9 protein-coding genes are annotated in these 13,515 nt (G+C 49.8%); 3 read left to right on the forward strand and 6 right to left on the reverse strand.

The genetic code is table 11. The features are described 5' to 3' along the window. Positions 1-79 precede the first annotated feature (79 nt). A complete protein-coding gene (locus DESTI_RS05195) occupies positions 80-1,519 on the forward strand; it encodes an IS1182 family transposase (RefSeq protein ID WP_014808019.1) in 1,440 nt (479 codons plus the stop codon). A gap of 313 nt (positions 1,520-1,832) precedes the next feature. Here DESTI_RS05195 and DESTI_RS05200 read toward each other — a convergent pair whose 3' ends face one another. From DESTI_RS05200 to DESTI_RS05220, 5 genes are all read right to left on the reverse strand, one after another. Then, complete coding sequence (locus DESTI_RS05200) at positions 1,833-3,257, reverse strand: DUF1615 family protein (protein WP_014808915.1); 1,425 nt, start codon at positions 3,255-3,257, stop codon at positions 1,833-1,835. An 83-nt stretch (positions 3,258-3,340) separates the two neighbouring features. Continuing rightward, positions 3,341-5,380 carry a DUF2314 domain-containing protein gene (locus DESTI_RS05205; RefSeq protein WP_014808916.1) on the reverse strand — a complete coding sequence of 680 codons (2,040 nt, stop codon included), beginning with the start codon at positions 5,378-5,380 and terminating at the stop codon, positions 3,341-3,343. A gap of 738 nt (positions 5,381-6,118) precedes the next feature. Beyond that, entirely contained in the window at positions 6,119-6,952 is an 834-nt protein-coding gene (locus DESTI_RS05210; protein WP_014808917.1) for a TerC family protein, read from the reverse strand. 13 nt (positions 6,953-6,965) lie between these two features. Continuing rightward, on the reverse strand, positions 6,966-7,337 hold the full coding sequence (locus DESTI_RS05215; protein WP_014808918.1) for a hypothetical protein: 372 nt from the start codon (positions 7,335-7,337) through the stop codon (positions 6,966-6,968). A gap of 264 nt (positions 7,338-7,601) precedes the next feature. After that, positions 7,602-9,497, reverse strand: coding sequence for a SulP family inorganic anion transporter (locus tag DESTI_RS05220; RefSeq protein ID WP_014808919.1), 1,896 nt, complete (start codon positions 9,495-9,497; stop codon positions 7,602-7,604). Positions 9,498-10,065: 568 nt separating this feature from the next. Here DESTI_RS05220 and DESTI_RS05225 point away from each other — a divergent pair. After that, complete coding sequence (locus DESTI_RS05225; RefSeq protein ID WP_014808920.1) at positions 10,066-10,542, forward strand: response regulator; 477 nt, start codon at positions 10,066-10,068, stop codon at positions 10,540-10,542. Positions 10,543-10,553: 11 nt separating this feature from the next. On the opposite strand, the gene DESTI_RS28470 is transcribed toward DESTI_RS05225, so the two are convergent. Beyond that, positions 10,554-12,350, reverse strand: a complete 1,797-nt coding sequence (locus DESTI_RS28470; RefSeq protein ID WP_014808921.1) for a transporter substrate-binding domain-containing protein — start codon at positions 12,348-12,350, stop codon at positions 10,554-10,556. 736 nt (positions 12,351-13,086) lie between these two features. Between DESTI_RS28470 and DESTI_RS05235 the strand changes: the two genes are divergently transcribed. Further along, a complete protein-coding gene (locus DESTI_RS05235; protein WP_041285978.1) occupies positions 13,087-13,329 on the forward strand; it encodes a hypothetical protein in 243 nt (80 codons plus the stop codon). Positions 13,330-13,515: the final 186 nt, after the last annotated feature.

The raw sequence follows: 13,515 nt of genomic DNA on the forward strand, positions 1-13,515 counted from the left end.
CTCAAAACTCCATTTTGGGCTCGCGATTTGCCAAGAGATGTACTAGAAAGGAGAGGAATTCAACAACCACGAGGCTGTCATGGGCAAACAGATCCGGGCCGATTACGAACAGATCTTGATGTTTCCGCCGTCAGTGGAAGACTGGGTGGCTAAGGATCACCCGGCGCGCTTTATCCGAGATTTCGTGGATTCCTTGGATCTGTCCGAGTTGGGAATCGAGGTTCCCGACAGCGATACAGGACGTCCTCCGTATGCGCCAGATCTTCTGTTGAAGGTGTGGCTTTTCGGATACTTCAATCGGATCAGGAGTACCCGTAAGCTTGAAAAGGGTTGCCTTGAGAATATGGGGCTGATTTGGCTGACGGGGATGAATGCTCCGGATCATAATTCCTTATGGCGATTCTTCAAGGCGAACAAGAAATCATTGAGGCATCTGTTCAGACAGTCGATTCGTGTTGCTCTGAAGGCCGATCTGATCGGTCTAGCTCTTCATGCCGTGGACGGGACCAAGATCCAAGCCGTCTCATCCAACGACAAGGCTCGGGGTCGTGAGCACCTGGAGAGGTTTCTGGAAAGTGTTTCGGAGAGATTGGACCGCACGATTGCCGATGCGATGACTGAGATAGAGAGAGCCGAGCGGGAAGAGACCGGTGAGTATCGCCTTCCGCAGTCCATGCAAGACGGATTGAAACGGAAACAGCGGATACAAGAGGCTCTGAAGGAGTTGGATGAATCGGACAAGAAGTCAGTTCACCCTTCGGAACCGGAAGCTCGCTTTATGAAGAATCGCCGGACCAAAGACTTGTCGTACAACGCTCAGGCGGTTGCCGACCAAAAGAGCGGCCTTATCGTGGCCGCAGATGTGGTCACGGATGGGGCCGACAACGGGCAATTGGTCCCCATGCTCGACAAGGTGAAAGAGAATCTGGGCGCTGTGGCAGAGGAAAATGTGGCGGACGGGGGATATTTTTCCTCAGGGCAGATAGGTCTGGCCCATGAGCGAGAATACGGCATTCTTATCGGGAAATCGTCAGGGGAAATTGTTTCCGAGAGAGGTGCGGATGAGGATCTCTATCACCGATCCCGGTTCGTCTTTGATCAGGAGCGTGATTGCTTCATATGCCCTGAAGGGCGCTTGTTGCCTTTTCATCAGCGGAAAATTAACGGCAAGAACCACAATGAGGTTCGCAGGTATCACTGCAAGGATTTTCTAACGTGTCCCAATCGCTGGAAATGCTCCAAGAGCAAGAACGGACGCCTCATAGACCTCAGCGTTTACGAGGCGGCCCTAGAACGACACCGCAGCAAGAGGGAAAAACCAGAGAACAAAGAGCGCCTGAAGACTCGAAAGAAGATTATCGAGCCACCGTTTGCCTGGATCAAGAGCGCATTAAGCTTTCGGCGATGGACCGTGGCCGGAATCGACAACGTAAAGGCCCAGTGGGACCTTATTTGCACGACCATAAATCTCAGGAAGCTCTACCACCATTGGGTATCCGGCGAGGTGGCATTCACGTAAGCAGCCGGAGGGAGACCATGACCTTATAACGGACAGTACACTCGGATCGAACCTCGCCTGATCTTCACTTGACGGGACTGCTTTTTTCCCAGAAGCAGGTCCTCCCGTCCGGCTTGCGTGATTCGCCGCAGTGCGCAGGTTTTGAGACGCTTTCTTGCACCCGTGGCTACCTTGGGGTCACCCCTGACGGGGTTCGAATTTTTCTTCTCCCCGGATGCTTGAAATCTAGCGTGATATTCCCGAACAAGAGCCGTCAGCAACTATTTGCAGGCGCGGGGCTTTAGGGTCTTGGAGCAGTTTTCCAATTGGACTATTAATTATCCCAGGGAATGGAATTGAGATATTTGTCGAGCTTATTCAAATACGAACGTGTTTTCCAGTTTCCGCCATGTTTCACCTGAGCAGATTCCCCCATCCAAAGCTCACCGATAACGGCAAAGGGTGTTTCTCCGAAATTCTCCCGGTGAGTGTCACGGATGGCCCTGTGCACGTTCGTATAGATGTACTGCTGATCTTTTTCGAGGAGAAGCGATTTCAGCACTTCACCTCGCATTGATGGAGGAACAATGGAAAGCACGGCTGCCATTGTCTCGGAGTCTTTTCCGACAGGGTTCCCTGAATCGTCATATCGTAGAAAATCGCCGTCAACAGCGATCTTGCGTCCTGAAAGGTCCCTGATCCTGACTTGCTCCATCATGTTTCTGCTGGAAAAAGGACCGTAATGATAGTCCATTCCCACGAAGAACATCCATGAAAGATTCCCAGGAGATCCGTACCTTCCCGAGTACTGTACGAACATAGGCCTCAATGCTGCCACACCAACGTCGATGCCGCCTTTCATGGTGTACATATACTTTGTGAGTTCCGCATCCGTGAACTGTTCACCCCGTTCCCGCATGACCGTTCGGGCTCTGTTGAAATTCAGTTGCATGGAGCCTTTGGTGCGTACCACATTAGCGAGTTTGTCCAACTCCTTGTAGATCGCGTTGCGAATCACTCCGGGCAACCGCTCGGCATCTTTTTTGAGCTCCTCGGCAATTTCTTTTGCCAGGACTTCCACGTCTCCTTCTGTGCGGCATGCACAAAGCCTGGGGTAATACTTCTCCTTGTACAACGCGTAGAGCTGAGGCACCGGAGGTATGGATAGAAGAGGCCCGAATTTCTGAAAGAATTCTGCTTCCGCTCTTTCCAGGACGCTTGCCATGTCTTCACCTTTGGACGAATCGATGGCAACGGGATCCACCTGAAAGCTGCTTTCAATCGAGATCAGGGTTGCAGTGAGCGCAAGAATTTCTTTGCACAGGGGCAGTCGGTTTCTCTCTACGGCATCCAGTATTGCCTCAACCCATTTCTGTTGCGAGTGTACAGGGCAGTTGAGCGGCCTGGCAGACACAAAGGATGACAGCCAACGCACCGCAGAATCCCGATCCAGAAGCTGGACTGTCGATTCCATAAGCCGCTCTTCTTCTTCGATCGCCGGATCGTAGAGCAAGAGTTGCTCCTGCCGCGTGCGAAGCAGCGCCGCAGTCTTCTCATCGGGAATTGCAGTGTTTTTTTGATCTACCGTATTGTCCGGGCCGGATTTTGCCGTGTTTTCTTCCTGATCCGGAAGGACCGAGATTTCGCTGGCTTCGGGAACATTGCACAGGACAAACAAGCTGAAGAGCAGAATGATAAAGCCAATTCTGCTCCAGCCGTGCGCATAAGATGAGTTATCGAGGGGTGTGTGCGGAATCATCTTCCTGAGGGTGATAACGTCTCAGGAAGCGATTGTCAATGGGCTCGCAGGTCATGCTTGACAGTAATTCGCTCTGCGCCTCCTCATGCGGTTAGCTTTTCTGTGTATGCCCCTTCCAGGACGTCCCCGCTCTGCACTATGACCCAGTCGAAGATTTCCGCTTCCGTAATCTGCACTCGGCTGCCTTTGCTGAGATCTTTGCGCAACACGGGAGAGCTCTCCAGATGTCCGACGAGAGACTGACCGCGCCAGGCGTCCAGCGTCACCCACATCCACTCATACTTTCCGCCTTGAGCCGGAAAACCCACCTTCACGGCATGAATGTGCTCGTCTGAATCGATAGACTGCTGAAAGCTTGTTTTGAAAAGCGGTAATCCCTGTCGCGCCCGTTTGTGAGCTTCCACCATGTCCCTTCGCAAAGTGACCGGCACTTTTTCGGGTTCGGCAGCGTCTGCACCTGGTTCGCTTCTCCTGCCGAGCGAGGCATGAGACATTCTGGAGGACACTGACGAAAGAATTCCCCTCGCGTCATCCAAAGTACCTTCAGCATCGGGCACGAGTCGTATTTTGAGACTCCCATTGGGAAAGTGTCCTTCCTGATCGGGGGCTTGAGGTTCCAAATTCAGTATCGCCGGGACACCGGGAATTTCAATTTCAGTCTCAATGCTGCACTCGCCTCGTTTTTTTATGAGTAATTCCGCGACGGCAAGCACCACCATCCTGCCGCGATTCGCCAGATCCTCGGGTATGCCTTCCATCTCGATATCGGGAAGCCCGAATTTCTGCATTCCGTGAGAATGAATCCATACATTCCCGTCATCTGCAAGAATTTCAAAATGGAGATTCGTTTCGACAAGTCTCGATGGCTGTTGAACCTGTTTCTTCCACTGTTCGGTTCCCCATAACACATGGGATGCTGCATCCTGGACTACTCCGTTCACCAGGCTGCGCACAGTCTCAACGAATTTGGCAGCAAAAACGAGGTATTCGATCCCCGCTTCAGTCTCCGCGTGAGTAAGCCTCAACCGCACAATCATCTCAGCTTGAGCTAAGGTTGTCCGATCCTCATCGCTCAATTCTCTGGAATTACAGGGAATCAACTCATCCGGATAGAGAAACAAAGCTTCCGATTCGTGACGAAGAATATACTCGATTGACAGGCTGTTCTTCTCAATGGCATTCTCGAGGAAGCGGAACATCTGCTGCCTCTCGGAGCGTCCTGAACAACAGTCAACGAGTTGCGTCCTCAGATCATCCCACGTGGGGATTACTTTTCCGGGAGTATAGATCCAATATTCAAGAACTGCCGGGCTTGTACCGGAAACTGAAGTCGATACCGTCTCAGCTCGTCGCTGTTTGGTCGGGCTGCTCCCCTGAGGATTGCGCCCTGCGCCTGCGACAAAGTTTCGTGCTCTGTCGCTCAAGGTTTTGAGACTTCCTTTGCCCGCTTCCAGCAGGAGACGCTGGAGAGGTCCCTGTTTACCCAACAAGGACCGAATGCCGGATGCTTCCGATTTGTTCAATGCTTTTCTGGCCTTCTTGACGAGCGGATCTCTGGAATCGATATGAGGATAACTGTCCAAAACTGTTTTCGCCTTCTCCGGATTGTTCATTCCGGCATATGCGAGGGCCAATCTGGCCACGTCTCCACTTCCTATGGCGGACGGGTCCAATGAGGCGAGCGCTTCGCCGAACTGAGCCACCTCATCGAACTTATTGCGCTGAAAAAGCAAGTCCAAAAGACAATGCAAGATCTCTCTGTCGTCCGGGAATTCCTGAGCAGCAGTCCTAAGAAACTCCTCAGCTTTGTTCTTCTCTCCCATGGCCGCATATCCCAGCCCAAGAGCCTTGTTGCTATCTTCGACCGCACCGTAGTGACGGACCAGCGACTCCAGGGCAAAGACGACTTCCCGGGATACTCCGCCACCATTCAGAATTCTGCGAGAAAAGGCGATCATTTTATGATGTGCCTCTTCCGGTACAGAATCTTCCTGCGGTTCCCATTTTTTCGGTACTTGCGCATTGCAATGCGGGCAACCGATGAATTCATCGGAAATAGAAAGAAATCTTTCCTCGGACATGACCTGAAGAAATCCGCATTCGGGACATCGCACATGAACCATTGAACTGCTCCTCGCCATTACCTATGTCAAAGCTGCGTCAAGGCAGCAAGTTACCTTTCGTGGCGAGAGATAGCTTTCATAAATAGATTCAAATGTCAAGAAAAACTAATATATTTCGTAGCAATTCAATTGTTGGAGGGAAGGTTTCCTCTGCCTTGATGAAAGGACATAGGTATCACAGGGGTTGCCAAAAAATTACGACATTTATCCGATGGCCGAATTCAAAGGACTTGGTAGGGGGTCGGCGTCTCGAAAGTGTCTCAAAACCGTATTGACGCTCAGAATCGTGCCACGCTGGCCACCCGGCGCTGAAGCCCCGGGCTATTTTTTGTCGCCCCTTCGAGGCCCAGGAAGCTGACGTCCCAGAGGGACGTAAGATAATAGCCCGGTAATTCATTGGCGGGAAGAAGGATGTCGTGCCACGATTTAGGATAGATTTCGACTTTGAGACAGTCTCTCTCTCCTCAGAGGCCGACATCCACCAACATTCTTAATCTTCAATCGGTCACTAATCTCGGGAATTGTATATCCGGCTCATAGTATACCGATTCTCGAAAGTAATCACGGATTGTGAAGAGCAGTTCCCAGCAATTGGTAGCGCCGGCCTCCGTGCCGGCGAACAATTCACCAAACAAATCAATAAGTTCTCGCCGGCAGGGACGCCGGCGCTACTGATTCTTCTCATTGCAGGCATTGGATTCCGTCAAGACTTTCGATAACCGCTATAGTCCCGGCTTCTCACCCGGGCGCTCGATTTTCATTCTTCTTTTCGCTCAATGTATCATTTGATTCCGAAGGTGCGGTCGGCTGCGGCTTTTCTGCGGTATCCTGTTCAGTCGTTGGCGTAAGAGCCTCAGGTGCAGGAATCAACCGTCTTCGTAAGCGCATATTGAGCATCTCTACACACACGGAGAAAGCCATTGCAAAGTAGATATACCCTTTCGGTACATGATGGCCAAAGCCGTCTGCAATCAAAACGACGCCGACCACGACCAGGAACGACAGCGCCAGCATCTTGATCGTTGGATGACCACTGACAAACTGTCCTATCGGTGTGGCAAAAGCCATCATCAGTCCAACGGAAGCGACCACAGCCGCAATCATTACAGGAAGCTTGTCCACCATTCCCACAGCCGTAATTATGGAATCCAGCGAAAATACGAGATCGACTAACATGATTTGCATGATTACTGCTGAAAAACCGGACTGCAATTGCTTCGTGACTCCTTCTCTTTCTCCCTCCAAGAGATGATGGATTTCCTTGGTGCTTTTCCAGAGCAGGAAGAGACCGCCTCCAATGAGGATAAGGTCTCGGCCGGAAATCTCTTGCTGTAAAATCGTAAATAATGGTGCGGTCAGCCCAATCAGCCATGAGAGCACTGAGAGCAAAGCGATTCGCATGAACATGGCCAGAAACAGACCAAGGCGTCTGCCGAACTCACGCCGCTTTTCGGGCAACCTGTCTACAAGAATCGAGATGAAAATTATATTATCGATTCCCAGGACAAGTTCCAGTGCAGTCAAAGTGATAAACGCAATCCAAGCGTCTGTGCTCGTCAGTAGTTCCAGCATAAATCAAGCCTCGCTATTTGGGGTATTCATCATCCCATCGTCGTTTGCCGGTATTCAGGAGGGGCAGCAGGAGAAACGCAAGGAAGAGAATCGACCAGGAGAAGTTCCCCGGTTCCTGAAGGCCTCCCGAAACCAGCACAAAAACCACTGCGGACACGACAAACAGAGTAAGCAGTGGGAGCATGAGTTTCCAGTAAGCCATAGTAGGGTGCTTCCAAGGGGCAAGAAGAAATATGAGCGCCAGAGCCATTAAGAATGATCCACCCCCCAGTGCGGCGAAAAGGTACTTTCCCTGCCAAAGCCAGACTATACTCGAGATAAGTATCCAGATGAACGATCCCAGCCAACCGCCTATCCAGCCCCATTTTTCCCCTGTGCGTGACATCGTTTCACCTCAGCCGCATTACGTCGGACTTTGATGGTTCGGCCGATTGTGAAACGAAGCAGCGCCTGTGTCAACCGTTAGCGGGAAGCGTCTCCGGATATTTCCGCAAAAAACGTTTTCATTGCTTCCCAGGAACGTTGGCCACACGCCCCTTCTACGCAGCAACGAAGAAACGAACAGCAGAATAATATTTCGTGAATTTGGAAATAAGATAAACGAAGCTACGCAAAAGAACGCGGCGAAATACCCATGTTTTCATGATTTTCAGTGCTTTTGTATTTTCGATGAATTGCCGTGCCCGTTCATCTGCTCGATCATCTCAAGAATCGATTCGAGCCGACCGGAAATGTTCTCAAGAAGTTCGCGATCTGAAGCTTCCATGCTTCCGACCCGCGCGACTACCAGATCCTGCACGCACCTGATCATATCGGGAAGAATATCGCATGAAATCGAGCTGCCGACACCTTCTTCGCTCAAGTACGCTGCAACGGCAAAGAGAGTACGAGGATGAATCTTCTCCGGGCCTATTTCCTGCGATATGCCCGAACGTGCAAGCAGCATTCTTGCTTGTCTCTGCACTCGGCTCAATCTCAGGTGAATACCGTTTTCCCGAAGCTTGGTATGCAATTCTCCCAGCATTTCCGCTCCGGGCAGATCCAAGTCGCTGGTCATCTCGAGATCCAATATTACGGTTTTGATTGGATGGTCAGCACTACGGACATGGTTCAAAATCTCACCTCGAATGGAATCGGCGTTCGCATAAAAGATCCCTTCATCGGCTCGCATAATGGAAAGTCCCGGAATAGTAGCGTTTTCCGGATTATCCTTGAGATTCGTGAACTGGGGGAGACCGGGCACTTTGCCCAGCAGACTCATACGAGATTCTGACGCCCTGCTTATGACGAGAAGCAGGGAAAGGAGCGCACCAATCACCACTCCATCGAGAATGCCCAGCACGAGCACGCCTACAAGCGCTCCCATAGCAGTCCAGAACTCAGTTCTGCGAAGCCGGTATAATCGGATTAACGCTCCAATCTTGAAAAGTCCTCTGACAGCTACGATTACAACCGCGGCAAGGATCGGTTCAGGGAGGTTGGTGAATACTCCGGCAAAGAACAGGACGACTGAGGCAATTAATAACCCGCCGATACCATTGGCAAGTTGACTTCTTCCTCCAATGGCATCATTCAGGGCGCTACGGGAAAAACTGCCCGCCACAGGATATGATTGCGTCAAACCAGCTCCCAAACTTGCACACCCGAGCGCCAGCAATTCCTGATTTGCATCGACCCGGTACTTATTCTTTGCCGCAAATGTTCTCGCCATGCTCATGCCTTCGAGATAGGCAAGCACGAACGCTCCAACTGCAGTGCGCAAAAGATCGGGTATTTCGGCTAAAGTTATCTCGGGGAAAACGAATGCAGGAAGTCCCCTGGGAATTTCTCCAATAATATTAACACCGCGACTCGCCAGACCGGTTACGCTCATGAGAGCCGTTGCGCCGAGCACCACGAGAAGCGCCCAAGGTATTCTACGAAAGAAGTGTTCACCGATAACGAGTATTACTATGCCTCCGACCCCAAGCGCCAATGAGTACACGTTTATGTTCCCGAGATGCTGCACGATGTACAAAACACGTTCCAAGAATTGGCCGTGCGATGCAGGCATTCCAAAAAGCTTACTCAATTGGGTGGACGCTATGTACAGTCCTGCCCCGGTAGCAAATCCGATGAGAACCGATTCTGAGATAAAATTGACCAGAAAACCGAGCCTCAGAAGATATGAGACAATGGCGATGAATCCCACGAGAATAGCCGTTGCAGCGGCAACCGCAGCATATTGCTCCGGTGAGCTTATGGCCAGTCCGGAGAGTCCTGAAGCAATAAGGATAGATACGGCCGATGTGGGGCCCAGTACGAGCTGACGCGAGCTTCCGAACACCGTGTAGAGCAGAGCAGGCAGAATTGAAGCATACAGTCCTGCGGACGGAGGCAAACCGGCCAATTCGGCGTAGGCTATAGCTTCCGGGATCGTGAAGGCCGCGAGAGTAAGACCCGCCATGAGATCCGGCCTCAACCAGGCAGAATCGTACGCGGGCAGCCACTCCAGAATGGGCAAATAGCGCTTTAATCCATGTTTTCTGGGAATTGCGTACGGCATCGACACCTCTGGAATCTTTTCAAAAGCCTGTGTTCAACATCATCTCAACGCTCCTCGGTCACTATATATGATAATTGATATATATGCAAGCCCTAATCTAGTTCGGGTTCCATGAAGTCGGTTACTCTCCATTCCGGGTACGGATTAGCATCTCACAATTCTTTGTGCTTGTGCAGTCGTCGGCGCAAAACCGGACAAGCAGCCGGGATCAGGTCATCGTAGTCGGCATTTTAAATCCGTTAGCATGTCAGGATTGGTGTTTTGCTGGCTTATACAGGAGTTCGGCGTAATATTTTGATTGACCTCTTTACCAAAGTTAATATAGTAGTAGGGTTCAGAACGAACTTCGGTTCTTAAGGCGGGGAACAAATTTACTCGCCGTCGTCTGTACACATCAACAAATATGCAGTGCGACCGCGCCTCCTCAAAGCTAGTTGTCACAGCCTGACATGGCAGTGCTCATTCATGTGCGTCTTTTCCCTGGGCATCAGTAGCGCTTTGAGAGTCGAATGAAAACACCACAACGGATGCCTATTGGGGCCAATGTGAAGTTTGATGGAGATCGAAAATGCCATACAAATGTAACGTATTGCTCATTGAGGATAATCCGGTCGATGCTGATTTTATAAGAGAAGCGTTGAACGAAATTGAATCCAATATTCAGTTGGATTGGGTAGAGGACGGAGAAGCAGGCATCAATTTTCTGTTTCAACACTGTTATTCACGAGATGCGGATCTGCTTTGTCCGGATCTGATTTTGCTGGACTTGAATTTACCAAAGTTGAGCGGACGAGAAGTCCTTGAGGCAATCAAAGAGAATCCTAATACCAAACACATTCCGGTTATTATTCTGACTACCTCTTCAGACCCCAGAGATATAATCGATACGTATTCTCTGCATGCTAATTGCTTCGTCACGAAACCCACTGACTTGGATGAATTCACGGCCGCAGTAAAGTCAATTCGAGAATTCTGGACACGATGTGCTTCACTGCCGAGCCCGGATGATTGCAGCTTCGGAAGGACTCCGGCTCTAGAACATTGATCTGTGCAATATTATCCAAGAATCGCCTTTTTTTCGCAGATACGATTTGGAATGGCAAAATAAAAGGTGGATCCCACACCGACCTCAGATTCCACCCAGACTCTTCCGTGGTGACGCTCGACAATTTTCTTAACGATTGCCAGTCCTATTCCTGTTCCATGAAAAGGACCCTTTTTGCTTAGCTGCTGAAATATTACAAATATCCGATCGAAATATTTTTCTTTTATGCCTGTGCCATTATCCTTGACGGAAAACACCCATTCATTTCCGTTTTGTTGTGCGGACACATGCACCTTCGACGACACGGCAGGACCGAATTTTACGGCATTTCCAATGAGATTTTGTAGAAGTTGCACCAACTGAAGGGGATCGCCCGTGATTGTCGGCATCCGGTCGTACGTTATCTCCGTGCCTTTCTCCTTTATCAGACTTCCGCAATTCTCTATTGACCGGTCCAGTACTTCCGTCATGTCAACTGCTGTAAACGATTGACCCTGGGTGTCCAGGCGGGAATACGTCAGCAGGTCCCGTATGAGGGACCTCATCCTTTTTGCGCCATTAACGGCGAAGTCGATCAGTTGATCGGAATCTTTGTCAAATTTCCCTTTATGCTTCTTCTCGAACATTTGCAGGGCACTCGCCACAGTGCGTAAAGGCTCTTGGAGATCATGCGATGCCACGTAAGCAAAATGCTCAAGGTCAGCATTCGCTCTGATCAGGTCGGTAAGTGTGTGCTCCAACTCTTCGTTCTTTGCTGCTAATTCTGAAGTGCGCTTACTCACCAATTTCTTGAGCATTGCCGACCACAGCATAGCTCCAAAGGCAATTACTATCGCAACTGGCAATCCGAGTAGGAGGTATTTTCGATACCTTAGCCAAGGGTCATCAAACGCAAGCCATTTTTCGTAAATCCTGTCGTACTGGCCGCCGGTCTTTACAATTAACAGCCCTTGGTTGAGCTTTTCCTTAAGCTCATCCTCGCCTTTTCTTATGCCGAACGAAAAAACTCGCTTATAATCGGGGATAGGAGGGCCGGCAGTCAGGCCTCTTATTCCATGGGTTTTGATTGCCAAGATACCGATGAGTTTCGAGCAGAGGAATGCGTCACACTTACCGGCTGCAACCATCGATAACCCTTCCGGTATCGTATCGGCTAGCATCAACTCCCCTTGGAAATTCAGTTCCAGGAGCTCGTGGTGGGCAGCATCCGACCGCATGGCGACTATCGTCTTTCCCTGGGCAGCTTCAATGGTTCCCAAAATAGGGCTCCCGTCACGTACGAAAAACGCATCGAACGTCTCGGTGTGGGCAAGGCTGAAATCTACCAATCTAGCCCGCTCAGTTGACTTCGCCACAATTGGCAAGACGTCCAATTTGCCGGAAACCAAATCGTTCCACATCTTGTTCCAATCGCCCGATTCAAAAACAACCGACAATCCCATGGCTTCGGCTACCGCTTTGATAAGATCTACCGAGAATCCTGAAGGCTGCCCGCTCTCATCAACAAGAGCAAATGGGGGGAATTCAATCTCGCTGCCTACCCGGATCACGGGTCTGTCAGTTTCCGCACTGCAGTTGCCGGGGAAGAAAAATCCGAAGACAAAAAAGGAGACAATCAGGAATAGGCTCAGAAAGCAGCGCAACTCCGATGCTTCAGAGCGGACTGCTTCAAAACAACCCTCGACATTTGCCATAATACTTCGATCAACCGCAGTACGACGTTTCGCTCCGAGATGTTGACATATTCGCGTCAGTACGAAAGCTGAACGAACTACGAACAGCAAAGTAAGGAGAGTTCGAGTCTTCACTTGATATTTTCCTTCAAAGTGGCTCCTCAAAGCCGGTAAACGGTGTATCCACTCGTCGGAAGATATTACGGTTCAAACCCCTATTACGTAATGTTCAGAAATCCCAGTGGTCACACGCAGCCCTGCCATTGACGGACCAAACAAATGCCCTTCAAACATCGTTCGAAAAGTGTCTGACAGGTTGACAGACTAAATTTGTGGAGCAGTCTACCAGAAAAATTCGTATTTTCAACTGATTATTTGACCGGCATTCGTCAGAAGAAAATGCAGAAGCGCTCCGTGCAGTGCTTCTCATTTACAAAGAGCTTATACTACTTCGCTTTCAGGCGTGTAACATTGAAAATGAAGGAGCACTGACCTGCGAAACGCAGGCCAGTGGCACCCAGGACACAGAAACGTCAAAATCAAACGGGTGCCATTGACCTGGGAACCAGGTCAATACGGAAAAAGAAATTTCAATCCGGGATCTTATTTTTTGAAAGCGAATTCGTATTAGAAAACACGGAGAAACGTTTATAATCTTCATAGTTGGGCTCATAATCGCGAACCTTGACCTTATTTTCTGTCTACGCTACCAGTAATTCAACACTAAACTGAAAAAATAACAATTTATTGGAAATATCTCAATTTAGGAAATCAGTTTGTTTTTTGTCCAGTCCAAGATGTTACCAATATGTATTATTATGGCATAGAATACGAAATGCATACATTTTTGTAAGATCAGGTTTAGCAGTTTATGTACAAAAGCATAGTTCAGGTACGAATTATGGAGATCATCAGCACACGCGAAAAACAGTACAGCCCACCGATGAATGTTGACATGAGGTTCGACAATGTTATTATGCATTTGGTGGGCAGCAAACAGCTCTCGAAAAAGAAGCGAATCCTGCCGAATCGTATATGGCTTTATGTTCTCCGCTCAGGGGAACGGTTGTTGATGCGAATGGACTATGTGGGGCAATATTCGGGAATTGAGTAATTTCCCGACCTGCCTTTATGAATCCGACTCTGTGAAAATGAACTACTGAATACGGCACCTTAGTATCTGTGCTCGTGAGGTTCTGCTGCGTATGACCGAGGTGGGCCAAAGGTTCGCAGCCAGTATCTCCGTGTCGCTTTTCCTGGCTAACCCGGATGGAGCGACAGTAAACCATGGACGTCCCCT

The organism is Desulfomonile tiedjei DSM 6799, assembly GCF_000266945.1.
Taxonomy (GTDB): Bacteria; Desulfobacterota; Desulfomonilia; order Desulfomonilales; family Desulfomonilaceae; genus Desulfomonile; species Desulfomonile tiedjei.

Bases quoted from the DNA above. Each gene is read 5' to 3' on its own strand.
- DESTI_RS05195 (WP_014808019.1), top strand. From the start codon at position 80: ATGGGCAAACAGATCCGGGCCGATTACGAACAGATCTTGATGTTTCCG.
- DESTI_RS05200 (WP_014808915.1), bottom strand. From the start codon at position 3,257: ATGATTCCGCACACACCCCTCGATAACTCATCTTATGCGCACGGCTGG.
- DESTI_RS05205 (WP_014808916.1), bottom strand. From the start codon at position 5,380: ATGGTTCATGTGCGATGTCCCGAATGCGGATTTCTTCAGGTCATGTCC.
- DESTI_RS05210 (WP_014808917.1), bottom strand. From the start codon at position 6,952: ATGCTGGAACTACTGACGAGCACAGACGCTTGGATTGCGTTTATCACT.
- DESTI_RS05215 (WP_014808918.1), bottom strand. From the start codon at position 7,337: ATGTCACGCACAGGGGAAAAATGGGGCTGGATAGGCGGTTGGCTGGGA.
- DESTI_RS05220 (WP_014808919.1), bottom strand. From the start codon at position 9,497: ATGCCGTACGCAATTCCCAGAAAACATGGATTAAAGCGCTATTTGCCC.
- DESTI_RS05225 (WP_014808920.1), top strand. From the start codon at position 10,066: ATGCCATACAAATGTAACGTATTGCTCATTGAGGATAATCCGGTCGAT.
- DESTI_RS05235 (WP_041285978.1), top strand. From the start codon at position 13,087: ATGTACAAAAGCATAGTTCAGGTACGAATTATGGAGATCATCAGCACA.